This is a genomic window from Nocardioides eburneus (assembly GCF_040838215.1).
Lineage (GTDB): Bacteria > Actinomycetota > Actinomycetes > Propionibacteriales > Nocardioidaceae > Nocardioides > Nocardioides eburneus.
In genome coordinates this window covers 36,914-55,003 of the sequence record NZ_JBFPJR010000014.1, presented here as the reverse complement: position 1 = coordinate 55,003, position 18,090 = coordinate 36,914, and the positions used below count along the sequence as shown (strand labels likewise).

Annotated in this window: 17 protein-coding genes, 1 tRNA gene and 1 other RNA gene; 16 read left to right on the top strand and 3 right to left on the bottom strand. The window is 71.9% G+C overall.

The genetic code is table 11. The features are described from left to right. Window positions 1–76 precede the first annotated feature (76 nt). From AB3X52_RS09935 to AB3X52_RS09915, 5 genes are all read left to right on the top strand, one after another. On the top strand, window positions 77–418 hold the full coding sequence (locus AB3X52_RS09935; RefSeq protein ID WP_367993789.1) for a WXG100 family type VII secretion target: 342 nt from the start codon (window positions 77–79) through the stop codon (window positions 416–418). 38 nt (window positions 419–456) lie between these two features. Next, the gene (locus AB3X52_RS09930; protein ID WP_367993787.1) at window positions 457–750 is read left to right on the top strand and encodes a WXG100 family type VII secretion target; all 294 of its coding nucleotides are present in this window, start codon (window positions 457–459) and stop codon (window positions 748–750) included. Window positions 751–891: 141 nt separating this feature from the next. Continuing rightward, window positions 892–2,250 (top strand): type VII secretion integral membrane protein EccD, encoded by a 1,359-nt coding sequence (eccD, locus tag AB3X52_RS09925; protein WP_367993785.1) that lies wholly within the window; start codon window positions 892–894, stop codon window positions 2,248–2,250. 9 nt (window positions 2,251–2,259) lie between these two features. Then, window positions 2,260–3,693, top strand: coding sequence for a type VII secretion protein EccB (gene eccB / locus AB3X52_RS09920; protein WP_367993783.1), 1,434 nt, complete (start codon window positions 2,260–2,262; stop codon window positions 3,691–3,693). After that, the gene (locus AB3X52_RS09915) at window positions 3,672–4,916 is read left to right on the top strand and encodes a S8 family peptidase (RefSeq protein ID WP_367993780.1); all 1,245 of its coding nucleotides are present in this window, start codon (window positions 3,672–3,674) and stop codon (window positions 4,914–4,916) included. The genes eccB and AB3X52_RS09915 overlap by 22 nt, the downstream gene beginning before the upstream one ends. An 84-nt stretch (window positions 4,917–5,000) precedes the next feature. On the opposite strand, the gene AB3X52_RS09910 is transcribed toward AB3X52_RS09915, so the two are convergent. Further along, window positions 5,001–5,088, bottom strand: a tRNA-Ser gene (locus AB3X52_RS09910). A gap of 95 nt (window positions 5,089–5,183) precedes the next feature. On the opposite strand from AB3X52_RS09910, the gene ffs reads away from it, so the two are divergent. From ffs to AB3X52_RS09875, 7 genes are all read left to right on the top strand, one after another. Then, window positions 5,184–5,279: signal recognition particle sRNA small type (gene ffs, locus AB3X52_RS09905), an RNA gene on the top strand. A gap of 120 nt (window positions 5,280–5,399) precedes the next feature. Then, window positions 5,400–7,595 (top strand): DNA polymerase III subunit gamma and tau, encoded by a 2,196-nt coding sequence (locus tag AB3X52_RS09900; RefSeq protein WP_367993779.1) that lies wholly within the window; start codon window positions 5,400–5,402, stop codon window positions 7,593–7,595. Between the two features lie 9 nt (window positions 7,596–7,604). After that, window positions 7,605–7,994, top strand: a complete 390-nt coding sequence (locus tag AB3X52_RS09895; RefSeq protein WP_367993777.1) for a YbaB/EbfC family nucleoid-associated protein — start codon at window positions 7,605–7,607, stop codon at window positions 7,992–7,994. A gap of 12 nt (window positions 7,995–8,006) precedes the next feature. Continuing rightward, on the top strand, window positions 8,007–8,603 hold the full coding sequence (recR, locus tag AB3X52_RS09890) for a recombination mediator RecR (protein WP_367993775.1): 597 nt from the start codon (window positions 8,007–8,009) through the stop codon (window positions 8,601–8,603). After that, window positions 8,600–9,208 (top strand): DUF5063 domain-containing protein, encoded by a 609-nt coding sequence (locus AB3X52_RS09885; protein WP_367993773.1) that lies wholly within the window; start codon window positions 8,600–8,602, stop codon window positions 9,206–9,208. The genes recR and AB3X52_RS09885 overlap by 4 nt, the downstream gene beginning before the upstream one ends. Before the next feature lie 40 nt (window positions 9,209–9,248). Further along, on the top strand, window positions 9,249–10,523 hold the full coding sequence (locus AB3X52_RS09880; protein ID WP_367993771.1) for an aspartate kinase: 1,275 nt from the start codon (window positions 9,249–9,251) through the stop codon (window positions 10,521–10,523). Next, window positions 10,520–11,584, top strand: coding sequence for an aspartate-semialdehyde dehydrogenase (locus tag AB3X52_RS09875; RefSeq protein WP_367993770.1), 1,065 nt, complete (start codon window positions 10,520–10,522; stop codon window positions 11,582–11,584). Before AB3X52_RS09880 ends, AB3X52_RS09875 begins: the two co-directional genes overlap by 4 nt. Before the next feature lie 7 nt (window positions 11,585–11,591). Here the strand turns inward: AB3X52_RS09875 and AB3X52_RS09870 are convergent, their stop codons facing one another. Both AB3X52_RS09870 and AB3X52_RS09865 read right to left on the bottom strand, forming a co-directional pair. Further along, window positions 11,592–12,239: a hypothetical protein gene (locus AB3X52_RS09870; RefSeq protein ID WP_367993768.1), complete on the bottom strand. Its 648-nt coding sequence runs from the start codon at window positions 12,237–12,239 to the stop codon at window positions 11,592–11,594. A gap of 4 nt (window positions 12,240–12,243) precedes the next feature. Continuing rightward, window positions 12,244–13,236, bottom strand: a complete 993-nt coding sequence (locus tag AB3X52_RS09865) for a LysR substrate-binding domain-containing protein (RefSeq protein WP_367993766.1) — start codon at window positions 13,234–13,236, stop codon at window positions 12,244–12,246. 109 nt (window positions 13,237–13,345) lie between these two features. Between AB3X52_RS09865 and AB3X52_RS09860 the strand changes: the two genes are divergently transcribed. The 4 genes from AB3X52_RS09860 to AB3X52_RS09845 are packed head-to-tail and all read left to right on the top strand — an operon-like array spanning window position 13,346 to window position 18,082. Beyond that, the gene (locus tag AB3X52_RS09860; RefSeq protein ID WP_367993764.1) at window positions 13,346–14,512 is read left to right on the top strand and encodes an acyl-CoA dehydrogenase family protein; all 1,167 of its coding nucleotides are present in this window, start codon (window positions 13,346–13,348) and stop codon (window positions 14,510–14,512) included. Then, on the top strand, window positions 14,509–15,720 hold the full coding sequence (locus AB3X52_RS09855; RefSeq protein WP_367993762.1) for a CaiB/BaiF CoA transferase family protein: 1,212 nt from the start codon (window positions 14,509–14,511) through the stop codon (window positions 15,718–15,720). The genes AB3X52_RS09860 and AB3X52_RS09855 overlap by 4 nt, the downstream gene beginning before the upstream one ends. Further along, the gene (locus AB3X52_RS09850) at window positions 15,717–16,910 is read left to right on the top strand and encodes a mandelate racemase/muconate lactonizing enzyme family protein (protein WP_367993761.1); all 1,194 of its coding nucleotides are present in this window, start codon (window positions 15,717–15,719) and stop codon (window positions 16,908–16,910) included. The genes AB3X52_RS09855 and AB3X52_RS09850 overlap by 4 nt, the downstream gene beginning before the upstream one ends. Then, window positions 16,907–18,082: a CaiB/BaiF CoA transferase family protein gene (locus AB3X52_RS09845; protein WP_367993759.1), complete on the top strand. Its 1,176-nt coding sequence runs from the start codon at window positions 16,907–16,909 to the stop codon at window positions 18,080–18,082. The genes AB3X52_RS09850 and AB3X52_RS09845 overlap by 4 nt, the downstream gene beginning before the upstream one ends. Window positions 18,083–18,090 lie beyond the last annotated feature (8 nt).

The following is an 18,090-nucleotide window of genomic DNA, read 5'->3' as shown; positions in this document are numbered from 1 at the left end:
GCCGGGCGACGAAGACTGACGCAACCCATCGAATCATCACCGGCCCGAAGCGGTGGCCGGAGGAAAGGCGACGGACATGAGTGGTGCTTACGGACTCTCCCCGGAGAGCGTGAAGAAGGCCCAGGGCATCGTCGAGGACTACAAGGGGCGCTTCAACAACGAGGCCGCCGCGCTCGGCAGCGAGATCGACGCGCTGAAGTCGGGCTGGCAGGGCCAGGGCGCTGACGCGTTCCAGGCGCTCCACACCTACTGGAACGACCAGCAGCGAACGATCGTGCAGATCCTGGACAACTTCAAGGATGGCCTCGGCGAGACGAACACCCGGGCCGCCAACGCCGAGATCAGCGCCGTCGACGGCGTGAAGCGTGCGGAGAAGGCGCTCTCCAACGCCCACCTCAACGGCCGCCTCGGCGGCTGATCCCGACCTCGACGACTCCGACCTGAAAGGCCATCACCATGAACGACTACATCCTCGTCAAGCACAGCTCGATGGACAGCGCGCGCGACGCGATCAAGACCGCTGTCAACAACCTCGAGAACCACCTCAACAACATGGAGAGCGACCTCAAGGTCCTCTCCGACTGGCAGGGCGACGCCCAGCAGGCCTTCGAGACCGTGAAGAAGCAGTGGCACGAGGTCTTCCAGACCATGCGCCTCGCGCTCGCTCAGCACGGCCAGCTCGTCCAGGACGCCCAGGACGGCTACAACGACGCCGACAAGAAGGCGCAGAGCTACTTCGAGGGCATCTGATCCTCCTCCGGGAGGACCTGGGCCGCCGCGCGGCCCAGCCCCAGGGGCCGGTGTGGCACATCGGCCCCTTCAGGCACGGCAGCGGGCTCTGGCATGCTCGCGCCCTGGATGCGGTTCGGGACGGCAATCAAGGAGTGACGCATGACGCAGACGTCCGTCGGGGCTTCGGGTCTGGTTCGGGTGACGGTCGCCTCGGGCAGCCGGCGCGTCGACCTCGTGCTCCCCGGCGCCGTCCCCGTCGCCGAGCTGCTGCCGGAGCTCGCCCGCAGCGTCGGGCTGCTCGACGCGGCCACGGTCTACGGCGGCTACCGCGTCGTGCTCGCCGACGGACGCTCGCTCGCCGGTGACGCGGGGCTGATCCCGCAGGGCGTTGAGGACGGCGGTGTCCTCACCGTCTCGGCGGGCGTGGACGACGAGCCCCCACGGGTCTACGACGACGTCGTCGAGGCGATGACCGACGTCGTCGAGCGCGACCTCACCCCCTGGGAGCCCGAGGCGGGGCGTCGTACGGCGCTCGCCGCCGCCTGCCTGCTGCTGCTCCTCGGTGCCGCGGCGCTCCTGGCCGAGGGCGCCAGCCCCCTCGCCGGCGCGGCGGCCGGGGTCGTCGCGCTCGTCCTCGTCGGCGGCGCGGTCGTCCTGTCCCGGGCCGAGGCCGAGCCCGCCGCCGCGGTGGCGGTCTCCTGGATGGCCGAGGTCTATGCCGCGGTCGCCGGTCTGCTCCTCGGGCTCCAGAGCAGCCACCATCCGTTCGAGATCCCGGTCGCCTGCGCCGGTGGCGGCGCGCTGGTCGCCGCGCTGCTCTGCCTGCTCGGCATCGGACAGGGCCGGATGCTCGTGCTCCCCGGTGCCGTCGTCGGCGCGCTCTATGTCGCCGCCGGGCTCGTGCTGACCGGCGTCGACTGGGACCCCGCCGTCCTGCTCACCATCGTCCTCGTCGTGGTCGTGCTGCTCGGCAGCGTGTTCCCCTGGCTGGCGCTGTCGGTGACCGCGACCGATGTCCAGCGGCTCTACTCTCCGCAGGACATCACGGCCGAGCCGGGCGAGATCGACGCGGGCCGCGTGGCCGCGGACGCGCGCGTCGCCCACGAGATCCTGGTCGCGATCTCGGCCACGGTCGGGCTGCTCCTCATCCTGGTCGCGCCCATGGCGGTCAGTCTCGGCGTCGCCGGCACGCTCCTCGCCGTCGTCGCCTGCCTCGTGGTCATGCTCCGCACCCGGCAGTACCGCACCGGCTCGGAGGTCCTCGTCGGGCTGGTCTCCGGCGTCCTCGGTCTCGCGGCGACCGCCGTCGCCCTGCTCTGGCTCCATCCCGACTGGCGGCCCACGACCGCCGTCGTGCTGGCCGCGGCCGGCGGCGTACTCCTGGCGATGACGCTCGTGCCGGGCTCGGCGTCGGTCCGGCGCGGCCGTCTCGCCGACGTCGCGGAGACGACCGGACTGGTCGTGCTGCTGCCTCTGCTCGTGCTCGCCTGCGGCGTCCTCTCCTCGATCAACGTCTGAGCCACGCTGATGACGACGAAGAAGGACCTGGTCGAGGCCCACGCGTTCAGCCGCCGTCGGCTCGTCACGGCGTTCGTCTCGGGTGCGCCCGGTGGCCGGGAGGTGGAGCCGACGCGTCCGGGCCGCACCATCGTCGGCGGCGTCGCGATCGCGGTGCTCCTCGTGGCCGGCGCGGCCGTCGCCTCCGTCCTCTCCCCGCGGGCCTCCTCGACCTGGGAGGAGCGCGGCCTCGTGGTGACGAAGGCCGGTGAGCGCTACGTCGTGACCAAGGACAAGGAGCCGCTGCGGCCGGTCATCAACCTCACCTCCGCCCAGCTCGTCCTCGGGCTGGACCCGAAGCCATCGGTCGTGTCGGCCGACACGGTGAGGCACCAGACGCCGGGGGCCACCATCGGCATCGCCGGCGCGCCCGAGTCGCTGCCGACCGCCGACGACTTCATCGAGAGCGGCTGGACGGCGTGCACCCAGGCCGGTCTGGGCGGCAACGCCGGCGTCGCGGTGGCGGTCCAGAGCGATCCCGCCGTCCGCAGTGGGGCGCACGCCGCCTTCGTGGTGACGACCGGCGGTGACGAGGAGTGGCTCATCGCCGAGGGCTCGGGCGCCGACGGTCGGCCCCAGGCCCGCAGCTATCGGCTGCCGAACCCCGCGGGGCCCGTCCTGCAGGCGCTCTTCGGGCGCCAGGTCTCGCCGGCGCGGGTGCCGGCGTCGTGGCTCGCGCTCTTCCCGCAGGGCACGCCGATCGGCACGGCCGGGTTCCGCTACGAGACGCCGGCGCCGTCCGCGATCAGCGAGCAGGCCGGTATGCCGGACAACGCCAAGTCCGGCGACCTCGGCGTCTTCGCGGGGCAGGTCTACCTCGTCCTCTCCGACGGTGTCGTACCGCTCAGCCCGTTCCAGGCCGCGGTCTACCAGAACACCACCAACCCGAGGACCCACCAGACGCCGAGCGCGCCGGTGCAGTTCGGACGCACGCCGACCTACTCCCATCAGCAGCTGCCGACGACCGATTGGCCGACCAGCCTGCCCAAGGCCGGTGACGGGGCCGCCTGCGCCGAGCTGGTCACCTCCGGTGACGCCGAGGCCACGGTCAGGCTCGCCGTCCACCCCGGCGCGAGCGCGTGGCCCACGAGCGATCCGCCGTCGCCCGGCGCGGTCGTCCAGCACGTCGAGCCCGGCAAGGGCGCCTTCGTCTACTCCGGCCGTGGCAGCCAGACGAAGGGGCTCCTCGCCTGGATCATCGACTCGCGCGGTGTCGCCAGCCAGCTGGGGACGAACCTGACGATCTCGACGCTCGGCCTCGCCGACTACGACGCCCCGGTCGTCCCCGACACCTGGGTCAAGCTCTTCGGCCAGGGCGTTGCGCTCTCGACCGAGCAGGCGCTCTGCCCGCCCGCCTACACCTCCGTCAAGGACACCGGCTCGTGCGCGCCCCGGTCGTCCTGACGGCGCTCGCGGTCCTCAGCGGCGGACTCGGCGGCGCGCTGCCCGTGGTCACCGGGTCGCCGGCGTACGCCGCCTCGACGCCGGTCGCCTGCCGTGCGGTCGCGACCCCTGACGACATCGGCCGCGAAGCGGAGGAGAGCACGGTCCGCTACCCCGACCCGTTCGCGGAGATGGGCATCGCCGAGGCCGCCACCGCCGTGCGCGGACGACGCCCGGGCGCGGGGGTGACCGTCGCGGTCGTCGACTCCGGGATCGATCCCCGCGGCTTCGTCGTCGCGCCCCGGCGGATCACCTTCGGCGGCAGCCAGGCGGCGGGGAAGTACTTCCACGGCACCACCGTCGCCGGTCTCATCGCCGGGCGGAAGGGCGGCGGCTCGCCGGGCGGGATCGCTCCCGGCGTCACGCTCCTGGACATGCCGGTCTACCGCGCGCCCAGTGAGGAGGACGGTGACGGCGAGGTCGTGCCGTCGGCGGTCGTCGGGGCGCTCACCTACCTGAACGACCATCTCCACGACTACCCCCTGCTGATCGTCAACCTCTCCCTCGAGCTCGACCGCGGCAGTCCCGAGCTGCGCCGGCAGGTCGAGCGACTGGTCAAGCGTGGCGCCGTCGTCGTCGCCGCCAGCGGCAACCGGCCGAGCGACGACGGCAGCCCGGCGCCCTACGTCGGCGACGAGGATGCCCGGGCCCGCGTCTATCCGGCGGCCTACCCCGGTGTCGTCGCGGTCGGGGCGGTCGTCACGGAGGGGTCGCCCGGCGACGCCACGGCGTACGTCGTGGCGAACAGCCGCACCGACGTCGTCGCACCGACGTACGGCGCCCGCTCGGTGACCCTCGGCGGCCGCTCCTGCGTCGTCGACGAGGTCGCCACCTCGTGGTCGACCGCCGAGGTCAGCGGAGCCCTGGCGCTGCTCGCGTCCGCCGACCCGCACGCCACCGGCCGTGAGCTCGTCGACCGGCTGGTCCGCACGGCCAGCGGCCGCCCCGACGTCCGGGGCGTGTTCACCGGGGCGGGTGTCGTCCAGGCGTACGACGCCGTCACGCGGCCCCTCGACAAGGCCGGCGTCGCCTCGCCGGGTCCCGTCGCCGAGGCGCACGTCGTGCCGCCGGAGCGCGACGTCCTCCACGGCACCCGCCACGCGACGATCTGGTGGGGCCTGATCGGCGGCGGCGCCCTTCTGCTCGGCCTCGTCCTGCGCCCGTTGCTCAGCCGGCGCCGCTGAGCGCGGCGCGCGCCGACTCGGGAGACAGAGAACCCGGACCCCAACCGGGGTCCGGGTCGTCCGGCATCTCCGCAGAGATCACAGTGGCGGAGGTAGGGGGATTCGAACCCCCGAGGGCGTTAACCCAACCCGCTTTCCAAGCGAGCGCCATAGGCCACTAGGCGATACCTCCGCGGAGGAGATTACTGGTGGCCCTGGGTCGGCGCGAAATCGCCTGCCGAGAGGCGGTCGGCTTTGGCGGTGGCGGGCCGGTCACCTAGACTCCGGGGCAACCCCCCGCGTGGCGGCATCTTGCCGAATCCCCCAGGGCCGGAAGGCAGCAAGGGTAGGTGAGCTCTGTCGGGTGCGCGGGGGGCCTTTTTTCTTGAGGTTCTGAGGGCAGCGAGTGTTGGTGAGGCTGTGCTCGATGTGCGCGGGGGCCCTTTTTCGGTCGGTCAGGCTGCCCGCTACCGGGTGTCGGTGGGGGTGGTTAGGGTTTCTGACGTGGACTCACCGCTCGCCCTCTACCGCCGCTACCGGCCCGAGACGTTCGCCGAGGTCATCGGCCAGGATCACGTCACGACGCCGCTGCGCAACGCGCTGGCGAACAACCGCGTGAACCACGCCTATCTCTTCTCAGGCCCCCGCGGCTGTGGCAAGACGACCAGCGCGCGCATCCTCGCGCGGGCGCTCAACTGTGAGAAGGCGCCGATCGCCGACCCGTGCGGCGAGTGCGAGAGCTGCCGCGACCTGGCGCGCGGCGGGCCGGGGTCGATCGACGTCATCGAGATCGACGCCGCGTCGCACGGCGGCGTCGAGGACGCCCGCGACCTGCGCGAGAAGGCCTACTTCGCGCCGGTGAGGAGCCGCTACAAGGTCTACATCATCGACGAGGCCCACATGGTCTCCCCGCAGGGCTTCAACGCCCTGCTCAAGCTCGTCGAGGAGCCCCCAGAGCATCTTCGCTTCATCTTCGCCACGACCGAACCCGACAAGGTCATCCCGACGATCCGGTCGCGGACCCATCACTACCCGTTCCGACTGATCCCCCCGAAGCTGCTGTCGAGCTATCTCTCCGAGATCTGCGCCCAGGAGCGCGTCGCCATCGAGCCGGCCGCGCTGCCGCTCGTGGTGCGCGCCGGCGGCGGCTCCGCCCGCGACACGCTGTCGGTGATGGACCAGCTGCTCGGCGGCGCCGGTGACGACGGGGTCACCTACGACCTCGCCGCGGGACTGCTCGGCTACACCCCCGACAACCTGCTCGACGAGGTGGTCGACGCGTTCGCCGCCCGCGATGGGTCGGCGGTCTTCGGTGTCGTCGACAAGGTGATCGAGACCGGCCAGGACCCGCGGCGCTTCACCGAGGACCTGCTGCGCCGTCTGCGCGATCTGGTCATCGTCGCGGCCGTCCCGGACGCGCCGGCCAGCGGTCTGGTCGAGGTCTCCGAGGACGCCGGCGAGCGGCTGGTCTCCCAGGCGGCGCGCTTCGGCGCCCACGAGCTCTCGCGCGCCGCCGACATCGTCGCCACCGGTCTCACCGAGATGCGCGGCGCCACCGCGCCTCGGCTGCTGCTCGAGCTCGTCTGCGCGCGCGTCCTGCTGCCGGGCGCCGACCACGGCACGGAGGGCCTCGCCGCTCGCCTCGACCGTCTCGAGCGCCGCGTCGACGTCAGCGGTACGCCGACGGCGGCCCCCGCCGCCCCGCCGGCCGCGCCTGCGCAGGATCGTCCCGTGCTCAAGCCGTCGGTCGGGATGCCGGGCGGCGAGACGACCCCTCCGCCTGCTGCCGCCGAGCGGCCCGCCGCGCCGGTGACGAGCCCGGCGGGGAACCAGGCTCCGGGCCCGGAGCGCGCTCCCGCGGGAGCGCAGGCGTCCGAGCCGTCGACGCCCCCGCCAGCCCAGACGGCGCCAGCCCAGACGGCGCCAGCCCAGACGGCGCCAGCCCAGACCCCGCCGGCCCAGACCCCGTCGGCGCCCGCGGCTCCCGCGGCCGCGAGCGGCCACCTCAACCAGGTCGACCTGCGGCGCCTGTGGCCCGACGTGGTGCAGGCGATGGCTTCGCTCCGCCGGGCCACCTGGACGCTGGTCGGTCAGAACGCCCAGGTCGTCGGGTTCGACGGCGATGTGCTCACCCTCGGCTTCACCTCGCCGGGGCTGCGCGACCAGTTCGCCAACGGTGGTCACCAGCCGGTCCTCACCCAGGCGCTCGTCAACGTGATGGGGATCCAGCCGCGGATCGAGGCGATCGTGGATCCGGGCGCCCAGCCCGGCGGACCCGCGCCCGCGTCGGCCCGTGGGGGAGCGCCCGCGGCTCCCGAGCCGCCCGCTGTCCGCACACCTGAGCTCCCGGCGGAGCCGCCGATGCCCGACGGGCCTCCGCCGGGACACGAGTCCGACCGGGGCGCCGGGGCGCCGCGACCGGAGGCGGGACAGCAGCCGGAGCCGCCGCAGGCCCAGGAGTCGGCCCAGCAGCCCAAGATCTCCGACCCGGCGGCGATCGCGAAGGCGCGCGAGGCGATCCGACCGACCCGCTCGACCGATGGCCCGCCGCCGGAGGACGACCGGGCCGCCCGTCTGGCCGCCGCCGACGCCGCCGTCCACCCGGACGACCTCGACGCCGACTTCGAGGTCCTGGGCGGTGCCGAGTTGCTCCAGCGCGAGCTCGGCGCCCAGATGATCGAAGAGATCCGCCACCAGTAGGAGAGAGCCATGACGCAGAACCCCTTCGAGTCCCTGGGAGCGGGCGGCCTCGACCTCAACGCCCTCATGGAGCAGGCGCAGAAGATGCAGGAGCAGCTCGCCTCCGCTCAGGACCAGCTCGCCGAGACGATCGTCGAGGGCACCGTCGCCGGCGGTGCCGTGACCGTCCGGGTCAACGGCATCGGCGAGCTGGTCGGCGTCGACATCAAGCAGGGCGAGTTCGACGGCAGCGACCCCGACGATCTCGAGGACCTCTCCGCGGTGATCGTCGCGGCCTACCGCGAGGCGAAGGGCCAGGCCGACGCGCTGGCCGCGCAGACGATGGGTCCGCTGGCGGGCGGTCTCGGGGGCGGCGGTCTGCCCGGTCAGGGCGGCGAGACGCCCAAGCTCGGTTTCTGAGGGCGGGACGCGTTGTACGAAGGTGTCGTCCAGGACCTGATCGACGAGCTCGGCAGGCTGCCTGGCGTGGGCCCGAAGAGTGCCCAACGGATCGCGTTCCATCTGCTGCAGGCCGACCCGGCCGACGTGCGCCGCCTCGCGGACGTGCTGATCGAGGTCAAGGCCAAGGTGAAGTTCTGCTCGATCTGTTTCAACGTCTCCGAGGAGGAGACGTGCCGGATCTGCCGCGACCCGCGCCGCGACCCGAGCGTGCTGTGCGTCGTGGAGGAGTACAAAGACGTCGTGGCGATCGAGCGGACCCGAGAGTTCCGCGGGCGCTACCACGTCCTCGGCGGGGCGATCAGTCCGATCGACGGCATCGGCCCCGACCAGCTCCGCATCCGCGAGCTGATGAGCCGGCTCAGCGACGCGACGATCGCGGAGATCATCCTCGCGACCGACCCCAACCTCGAGGGTGAGGCCACCGCGACCTACCTCACCCGGCAGCTCTCGCCGCTCGGCCTGCGTGTGACGAGGCTGGCCAGTGGGCTACCTGTAGGCGGAGACTTGGAATACGCCGACGAGGTCACTCTCGGGCGAGCGTTCGCAGGAAGGCGGGCAGCCGAATGACCACATCCCGATCCATCGAGCCCACGCCGGGGGCGGAGACCGACACGTTCGCGACGCAGATCGCGGACTCCGTCGAGAGCTTCCTGCTCGCCGTCCGGGCGGTCGCGGCCGAGGGCGATCCCGGCAGCGCCGTACCCCTGCTCCTGCTCGAGGTCAGCCAGGTGCTGCTCACCGGTGCGCGGCTCGGCGCCCATCAGGACTTCCTGCCGCGGCAGGAGTACCAGCCCGACGTCGGGCCCGAGGCCGACGTGGACGAGCTCCGGCTCCGGCTGGCGGAGACGCTCGGCCAGGTCGACACCTACAGCTTCGTCTTCGACCCCTACGAGCCCGAGGTCGTCGTCAGCCAGATCTCCGACGATCTCTGCAGCGTCGTGGCCGACCTGGAGAACGGCCTGCGTCACTACAAGCGCGGTGACGTCGCCGAGGCGCTGTGGTGGTGGCAGTTCAGCTATGTCTCCGACTGGGGCAACCTCGCCGGCGCCGTGCTCAACGCGCTGGTGACGGTCGTGTCGCACGACCGTCTCGACGCGGAGTTCAGCGGCGAGGAGGAGGACGTCGCCGCGGCGAATGAGATGCTGGACGAGGACGCCACGGTGCAGCCGTAGAATCAGACGTACCGCACGCACCGAACCCCGAGGATCAGCAGTGGGCATTGTCGTCCAGAAGTACGGCGGCAGCTCCGTCGCCGATGCTGCCGGTATCAAGCGGGTCGCGCAACGCATCGTCAACACCAAGAAGCAGGGCCACGACGTCGTCGTCGTGGTCTCCGCGATGGGTGACACCACCGACGAGCTGCGCGACCTGGCCGAGCAGGTCACCCCGCTACCACCGCCGCGCGAGCTCGACATGCTCCTGACGGCCGGCGAGCGCATCTCCATGGCCCTGGTCGCCATGGCCATCGCCCAGCTCGGCCACGAGGCCCGCTCCTACACCGGCTCGCAGGCCGGCGTGATCACCGACTCGGTGCACGGCAAGGCGAAGATCATCGACATCCGCCCGGGCCGGATCGAGGAGGCCCTCAAGGACGGCGCGATCGCGATCGTCGCGGGCTTCCAGGGCGTCTCGCAGGACACGAAGGAGGTCACCACGCTGGGGCGTGGCGCCTCCGACACGACCGCCGTGGCGCTCGCCGCCGCGCTGGGTGCCGAGGTCTGCGAGATCTACAGCGACGTGGACGGGGTCTTCACCGCCGACCCGCGGATCGTCCACACCGCGCGCAAGCTGGAGAAGGTCTCCACCGAGGAGATGCTCGAGCTGGCCGCCTCGGGGGCGAAGATCCTCCACCTGCGGTGTGTGGAGTACGCCCGCCGCTACGACATGCCGATCCACGTCCGGTCCTCCTTCTCCAGCAAGGAGGGGACCTGGATCATCCCCGACAACTCACCAGGAGCAGCAGAGATGGAGCAGGCGATCATCGCCGGCGTGGCCCACGACCGGTCGGAGGCCAAGATCACCGTCGTCGGCGTGCCCGACAAGGTCGGCGAGGCGGCCCGCATCTTCGAGACCCTGGCCAACAGCGAGGTCAACATCGACATGGTCGTGCAGAACGTCTCGGCCGCCGCGACCGGCCTCACCGACATCTCGTTCACGCTGCCGCGCACCGACGGCCAGCACGCCATGGGCGCCCTCGCCCGGCTGCAGTCGGAGATCGGCTACGACAAGCTCCTCTACGACGACCAGATCGGCAAGGTCTCCCTCATCGGCGCCGGCATGCGCTCCCACCCGGGGATCACCGCCAAGTTCTTCTCCGCGCTGGCCTCGGCGGGCGTCAATATCGAGATGATCTCGACCTCCGAGATCCGGATCTCGGTCATCGTCGACGAGGCACAGGTCGACACCGCCGTCCAGGCGGCCCACTCGGCGTTCGACCTTGACGCCGACGAGGTCGAGGCGGTCGTCTACGGCGGGACCGGTCGATGAGCGAGAAGCGGGTCAACATCGGGATCGTCGGCGCCACCGGCCAGGTGGGCGTCGCCATGCGTCAGATCCTCGAGGAGCGGAAGTTCCCGGTCGGCGACATCCGGTTCTTCTCCTCGGCCCGCTCGGCCGGGAAGGTGCTGGAGTTCCAGGCGCCCGACGGTCGCCGCAGTGTCACCGTCGAGGACGCCGAGACGGCGGACCCGACCGGGCTCGACATCGCGCTCTTCTCCGCGGGTGCGACGGCGTCGCGCGCGCTGGCGCCGAAGTTCGCCGCGGCCGGCGTGATCGTCATCGACAACTCCTCGGCCTTCCGCAAGGACCCGTCGATCCCGCTCGTCGTCGCGGAGGTCAACGCCGACGCCATGACGCCGGTGATCGAGGCCGGCCAGGGCATCATCGCCAACCCCAACTGCACCACGATGGCCGCGATGCCGGTCCTCAAGCCGCTGCACGACGCGGCGAGGCTGACCCGCCTCATCGTGTCGTCCTACCAGGCCGTCTCCGGCTCCGGCATCGCCGGCGTGGACGAGCTCGCCGGTCAGGTCACGGCGGCGGGGGAGAAGGCCCGTGAGCTCGCCTACGACGGCGAGGCGGTCGCCTTCCCGGAGCCGAACAAGTACGTCGCGACCATCGCCTACAACGTGCTGCCGTTCGCCGGCGCGCTCGTCGATGACGGTCTGAACGAGACCGACGAGGAGCAGAAGCTCCGCAACGAGTCGCGCAAGATCCTCGACATCCCCGAGCTCGCGGTCTCCGGCATCTGCGTGCGCGTCCCGGTCTTCACCGGCCACTCGCTCTCGGTGAACGCCGAGTTCGCCGACGAGATGACCCCGGACAGGGCGCGCGAGCTGCTCGCCGACGCGCCCGGGGTCGAGCTCCGCGAGGTGCCGACGCCGCTCGGTGCGGCCGGCAAGGACCCGTCGTACGTCGGGCGCTTCCGGCAGGACCCGGGCGTGCCCGGCAACCGCGGGCTGGCGCTCTTCATCTCCAACGACAACCTGCGCAAGGGGGCGGCGCTCAACACCGTCCAGCTGGCGGAGATCGTCGCCGCGGCCCGCTGAGCCGGTCTCAGGCGTCCAGGTAGCGCACGCTGACCCAGCGGGCGAGCACGTAGGACACGGCTGCGAGCACGACCACGATCGCCGATCCGCCGACGCTGTCGATGTGGTCGGTCAGGAAGAGCAGCGAGAGCACCGCCACCAGGCCGGCGCCGAGGAAGCTGGTGCTGCCCGGGGACGGCGTCCTGAAACGCCGGAGCAGCAGCATCCCGATCACCACCGCGAGGATGAAGATCGCGAGCAGCAGCGGGAAGCCGGCCCGGCCCAGCGACGTCGTGCCTCTGGTGGACTGGCTCACCTGCTCGCAGGCCCACACCGCGAGGACCATGAACAGCCCGACGACGAGGCCCGCCACCGCGCCGGCGGGGTGACCGGTGAGCGCGACCGCCGGGAGACGCGGCGTGCGCGGCTCCCTCGTGGGCGTGGGGTCCGGCTCGGGCTCGATGACCTGGGTCGGCTCGGGCTCGATGTCCTGGGTCGGCTCGGGCTCGGCCGGCGCCGGCGTGGACGCCTTGACCGGCGAGGCCGTCTCGTCGGCCGTCGCCAGCGGCTGCGTGGCCTCGGAGCCGGTCTCCTGAGGCTGACGCTCACGGGTGGCCTTCTTGCGCCGCAGGCCCAGCCGCGGTGGCTCGAGCTTGTTGCCGAGTTCGTTCCCCATGGGGTCAGTGTTCCACGACCGAGGCCGGCGCAGCGGCGTCGTGGACCCGGTCGGACCTCCTCTCCGCCTCGGGTACGACGACGCGCGCGTGCTCCACGAGGGCGCGGGCCACTCGGCTGAGCGGCCGGTTCCGGCGCCAGGCGAGGACCACCACCTCGGGCGGCGCGTCGCCTCTCAGGACGCGCGTCACGACGGGAAGGCCCTCGTAGGTGCGGTTGGGGGCGGGTCGCTGGAGGATGAGCGTCCAGCCCAGCCCGCGCCCGACGAGGGAGCGGACCGTCTCGATGTTGGTGGAGCGGTAGCGCACCTCCGGCTCGACGCCGAGCGTGCCGAGGACCTTCAGCGCATGCTGTTCGGTGACCGGGGTCGCGAGCAGGATGTAGGGCTCCGCGGCCAGCAGGGTGACATCGAGAGGCGTGTCGAGGTCGCACGCGGCCCAGTGGCCGCCGGGGAGCAGGACGGCCGGGTCGCGGGTCCCGAGACGGGCCCGCTCGGACCCGGCGGGCAGCGTGAAGTCATAGCAGACGAGCACGTCGATGGTGCCCTGCTCGAGGGCCTGGCTGAGCTCGTCCTGGCTGCCCTCCACGAAGGAGATCTCGACCGCCGGATGACGCTCGGTGAAGGTCGAGAGGAGGATCGGCAGCACTGTCGGGCCCAGGCTCTGGAAGCAGCCGATCGTGACGGCGCCGGTGAGCCGGTCCGGGCCGACGCGGGTGTCCTGGAGGAACTCGTCGGCGGTGTGGAGGACCGCCCGGGCCCGGTCGAGCACGAACCGGCCGGTGGAGGTGAGCGCGACGCCACGGGAGCGTTGCCGGGTGAAGAGCGTCTCGCCGAGGGCCTTCTCGAGGTGGCCGATCGCGAGCGAGACGGCGGTCGGTGACAGCAGCAGCTGATCCGCGGCGCCGGTCAGGCTCCCGGCCTCGGCGACGGCGACGAAGAGCTGCAGCTGACGCAGCGTGAAGGGCAGCTCGCTGCTGCGGGAGGTGACGGCGCTCACGGGGGCTTCCTCAGTCAAACGGTGGAACTAGCCACGATTTCTGTTCTTGCAGTGAGTATGACGCACGCCACATGCTCGTGTGACTCGCCCGACAGAAAGGACCTACGCCATGGATGCTCCTGTGGCCTTCACCTCCGAGCATGAGGAGTTCGCCTCCTGGGTGCGGGAATTCGCCGCCGAGTTCAGCGACGGCTACAACGACCGGGCCCACAGCGACGAGTTCCCCTGGGAGCTCGCCCGGGCGATGGGCAAGCAGGGCCTGCTCGGGCTCGGGACCTCTGAGGAGCGCGGCGGCCAGGGGCTGCTCGGCGAGGAGCTGACCAAGACCCACCTCGGCATCGCGCACGAAGAGCTGGCGTACGCCGACTTCTACCTCAGCCAGCTCGCCTACACCTGCAACCTGACCGCGCCGCTGCTGGAGCGCTTCCTGCCGGCGCACCGCGCCGACGAGTACGTCCCCGGGATCGTGAACGGTGACCACATCGTCGCGCTCGGACTGACCGAGCCGGGCAGCGGCTCCGACGCCGCGGCGATGCGGATGAAGGCGACGAAGGTCGACGGCGGCTGGCGGCTGAACGGTGAGAAGACCTCGATCACCTTCGCCCCGCACGCGACCGCGATGATCACCTTCGCCAAGGCCGACGACGGCCAGGGCGGTGGCGGGATCACCGCCTTCCTCGTGCCGCTGCAGCAGGAGGGCGTGACGATCCAGCGCTTCGCCGACCCGGGGTGGCGCCCGCTCGGTCGTGCCGCCGTCTTCCTCGACGACGTGGTCGTCCCCGACGACCTGCTCATCGGCGGTGTCGGCAACGGCTTCAAGCTCGTCATGAAGGAGTTCGACTACACCCGGTCCGTCATCGGCCTGATGTCGTCCGGCGTGGCCCGCAAGGCGCTCGACCTGGGCATCGCCTACGCCCGCGACCGGACAGCGTTCGGCCGGCCGATCGGCGCCAACCAGGGCGTCAGCTTCCCGATCGCGGAGCAGGCCACCAAGCTCGAGGCCGCCCGCTGGCTGTGCTATCGCGCGCTCTCGCTCGCCGACCTCGGCCGGCCCTTCACCAAGGAGGCCGCGATGGTGAAGTGGTGGGTCACCGACGTCGCGCTCGAGACGATCCGACAGGTCGTCATCCTGCACGGCCACACCGGCTTCGCCGAGGAGATGCCGCTGCAGGCCATGTTGCGCGACGTCTCCGGCCTCGAGATCGGCGAGGGCACACCGCAGATCCAGAAGCTCGTCATCGCACGCAGCCTGATCGGGCGGGAGACCGTCGGATGAGCACCGGGGCCGTGACCGGGCCGCTGGCCGGCGTACGCGTCATCGACCTCACCCAGGCGCTCTCGGGCCCCTACGCGACCTCGATGCTCGCCGACCTCGGCGCCGACGTCATCAAGATCGAGCCGCCGCGCGGTGACATGCTGCGCAACGTCGGCCCGTTCCACCCGGCCGACGAGCAGCGTCCCTACGGCGGCGTGTTCGGCAACGCGAACCGCAACAAGCGCTCGGTCGTGCTGGATCTCAAGACCGAGGAGGGCGTCCGCACGGTGCGTGACCTGGTCGCCGACGCCGACGCGGTGGTGGAGAACTTCTCCCTCGGCGTCATGGACCGCCTCGGGCTGTCCTACGAGTCGCTCGCCGAGCTCAACCCGCGGCTGGTCTACACCTCGATCCGCGGCTTCGGCGACACGCGTGGCGGCGAGAGCCCCTACGCCGACTGGCCGGCCTTCGACATCGTCGCCCAGGCAATGGGCGGGATCATGTCGATCACCGGTCCCGACCGGGACCAGCGGGTCCGTGTCGGCTCCGGGCTGGGCGACACCGCCGCATCGCTCTTCGCGGTCCAGGGCACCCTCGCGGCGCTCTTCGAGGCGCAGCGCTCCGGCCGGGGCCAGTACGTCGACGTCGCGATGGTCGATGCCGTCCTGGCGCTCTCCGAGGTGGTCGTCAACAACTACGCCTACACCGGGGTCAGCCCCGAGCCGATCGGCAACCAGCTCCACGGCTTCGCGCCCTTCGACGTCGTCCCGACGAAGGACGGCGAGGTCGCGCTCGGCGCCCCCCACCGTGCCCAGTGGGCGAAGCTGTGCGCCGCGATGGAGCGCGAGGACCTGGTCGAGGACCCCCGGTTCGCCACCGACCACGCCCGCTGGCTCCACCGCGAGCAGGTCTACGAGATCGTCCACGAGTGGACCTCGCGCCACTCCACCGAGGAGCTGGTCGACCTGCTCGGCGGCGTCGTGCCGCTCGGCCCGATCAACACCGGCGACGACATCTTCCGTGACCCGCACTTCGCCGTCCGGCAGATGCTGCCGACGGTCGAGGTCCCCGGCACCGAGGACCGCGTCTCGGTCACCGGTGTCGTCCCCAAGCTCTCGCGCACCGCCGGCGCCGTCCGGCACCGCGCGCCCCTGCTCGGCGAGCACACCGACGAGGTGCTGAGCGAGCTCGCTGCACGTCGTACCACCACCGAAGGAGCCCCCCGATGAAGATCACCAAGGTCGACCTGATCCCGGTCTCGACGCCGCTGGTCAAGGCGTTCAAGATGCCGGGCACGAACATCACCCACATCCACAGCCTGGTGCTCCGCATCGAGACCGACGAGGGCGTCGTCGGCGTCGGCGACTCGGGCGACACCTCGAGCTGGTATCGCGGCGAGACCCAGGACTCGATGGCCGCGATGATCCGCGACCACATCGCGCCCCGCTTCCTGCTCGGCCAGGACCCGTTCGCGATCGAGAAGATCGTCGGCCAGATGGACACCTTCGTCCGCGACAACAACCAGGCCAAGGCGCTCGTCGACTTCGCGCTCCACGACCTCAAGGGCAAGGCCTTCGGCCTGCCGGTCTATGAGCTCCTCGGGGGCAGGACAACGGACGGCTCCGTTCAGGGCTGGGTCGCCGGCGCCGGGTCGGCGGAGCAGCTCGCCGCCGAGGCGCGTCGGGCGCTCGACGCCGGCTTCGCCCTGGTGAAGATCAAGAGCGGTGGCGACCAGGCCGCCGACGTACGCAACGTGGCCGCCGTGCGCGCCGAGATCGGCGACGACGTACGCCTGGTGCTCGACGTCAACGGCTTCTGGAACTACGACCAGGCGCTCACCACGATCCGCAAGCTCGACGCCTACGGGCTCTACTGCATCGAGCAGCCGCTGCCGCACCACGACATCGAGGGCCTCGCCCGGCTCCGTGAGCGCGTCGGCACGCCGATCTTCGCCGACGAGTCGGCGCAGGAGCTGCACCACCTCAAGGAGATCATCGACCGCCGTGCGGCCGACGGCCTCTTCATCAAGCTGCAGAAGGCCGGCGGTCTCGTCAAGGCGCAGCGCTGGCTGACGATGGCGCGCCTGGCCGGCCTGCCGGTGATGAGCGGCTGCATGATCGGCTCCGGTCTCGAGGCCAGCCCGTCGGCGCACCTGATGATGTCGAACCAGTGGGCGTCGCAGTTCACGCACGAGAACCTCGGCCCGCTCATCATCAACAACCAGATGGAGAACGCCGAGCAGGTCATCACCGAGGACATCGCCGACAACGTGCCGGTCTTCCGCGACGGCGTGCTCTACCCGAACGAGGGCCCCGGCTTCGGCATCGAGCTGAACCAGGCGTTCATCGACGCCAACCGGACCCCCGGCAAGGAGACGGTCTCGCTCAGCGCCGACAGCAGCTCCACGGTCCTGGCATGACCACGGCGTCGCGTACGACGGCGTCCGGCCGCGGCCCGCTGACGGGTCTGCGCGTGGTGGAGCTGGGCGGGCTCGGTCCCGCGCCGTTCGCCGCGATGTACCTCGCGGACCTGGGCGCCGACGTCGTCCGCATCGACCGCGCCGGTGCGGGCTTCGAGATGCCGATCGACCCGCGGCTCGACACGCTGCAGCGCGGCAAGACCCGGGTGCTGCTCGACCTGAAGCAGGACGCCGACCGGACGGTCGCGCTCGCGCTGGTCGACGCGGCCGACGTGCTGATCGAGTCCTACCGGCCCGGTGCCGCCGACCGCCTGGGGCTGGGCGCCGAGGAGTGTCGGGCCCGCAACCCGCGGCTGGTCTACGCCCACATGACCGGGTGGGGCCAGGACGGGCCGCTCGCGCAGCGGGCCGGCCACGACCCGACGTACCTCGCCCTCACCGGCGCGCTGCATGCGATCGGCCGGGCGGGCGGTCCGCCGCAGCTGCCGCTCAGCCTGGTCGGCGACTTCGGCGGCGGGGCGATGTACCTCGTCGCCGGCATCCTCGCCGCCCTCGTCGAGCGGTCGGTCTCGGGGGAGGGGCAGGTCGTCGACGCCGCGATCGTCGACGGCGTCTCCCACCTCATGGCCAACCCCTACAGCCTGCTCGCCGGCGGCGCCTGGCGCGACGAGCGCGGCACCAACCTGATCGACTCCGGGGCGCCGTTCATCGACGTCTACGAGTGCCGCGACGGCCGCCACGTGGCCGTCGCCGCGCTCGAGCCGCCGTTCTACGCCGCACTGGTCGACGGCCTCGCCGCGAGCGCGGGGCTCGAGGTCGACGCGCTCCCGGACCAATGGGACAGCGCGCGTTGGCCCGAGCTGCGCAAGCACCTCGCCGAGGCGTTCGCCGCCCGCGACCGCGACGAGTGGGCCACCCACTTCGCCGACACGGACGCGTGCGTCAGCCCGGTCCTCGCGATGGGCGAGGCTCCTGCCCACGCGCACCTCCGCGCGCGCGGGACCTTCCTCGATCGGGACGGCCATCCCGAGCCCGCGCCCGCGCCCCGCTTCGACCGTACGCCGGCCGGCGTCCCCGCCGCGCCGCAGTCTCCCGGCTCGGCCGACGCCGCCGCCGTCCTGCGCGCCTGGACCGGCTCCGCCGCCCCGGTCGCCTCCACCCCCACAGCCTGACCGTCGGG

Excerpts from the sequence above, each read along its gene's own strand:
- AB3X52_RS09845 (WP_367993759.1), top strand. The coding sequence starts at position 16,907 with ATGACCACGGCGTCGCGTACGACGGCGTCCGGCCGCGGCCCGCTGACG.
- AB3X52_RS09855 (WP_367993762.1), top strand. The coding sequence starts at position 14,509 with ATGAGCACCGGGGCCGTGACCGGGCCGCTGGCCGGCGTACGCGTCATC.
- eccD (WP_367993785.1), top strand. The coding sequence starts at position 892 with ATGACGCAGACGTCCGTCGGGGCTTCGGGTCTGGTTCGGGTGACGGTC.
- AB3X52_RS09930 (WP_367993787.1), top strand. The coding sequence starts at position 457 with ATGAACGACTACATCCTCGTCAAGCACAGCTCGATGGACAGCGCGCGC.
- AB3X52_RS09885 (WP_367993773.1), top strand. The coding sequence starts at position 8,600 with ATGACCACATCCCGATCCATCGAGCCCACGCCGGGGGCGGAGACCGAC.
- eccB (WP_367993783.1), top strand. The coding sequence starts at position 2,260 with ATGACGACGAAGAAGGACCTGGTCGAGGCCCACGCGTTCAGCCGCCGT.
- AB3X52_RS09875 (WP_367993770.1), top strand. The coding sequence starts at position 10,520 with ATGAGCGAGAAGCGGGTCAACATCGGGATCGTCGGCGCCACCGGCCAG.
- AB3X52_RS09935 (WP_367993789.1), top strand. The coding sequence starts at position 77 with ATGAGTGGTGCTTACGGACTCTCCCCGGAGAGCGTGAAGAAGGCCCAG.
- AB3X52_RS09895 (WP_367993777.1), top strand. The coding sequence starts at position 7,605 with ATGACGCAGAACCCCTTCGAGTCCCTGGGAGCGGGCGGCCTCGACCTC.
- AB3X52_RS09860 (WP_367993764.1), top strand. The coding sequence starts at position 13,346 with ATGGATGCTCCTGTGGCCTTCACCTCCGAGCATGAGGAGTTCGCCTCC.
- AB3X52_RS09850 (WP_367993761.1), top strand. The coding sequence starts at position 15,717 with ATGAAGATCACCAAGGTCGACCTGATCCCGGTCTCGACGCCGCTGGTC.
- AB3X52_RS09870 (WP_367993768.1), bottom strand. The coding sequence starts at position 12,239 with ATGGGGAACGAACTCGGCAACAAGCTCGAGCCACCGCGGCTGGGCCTG.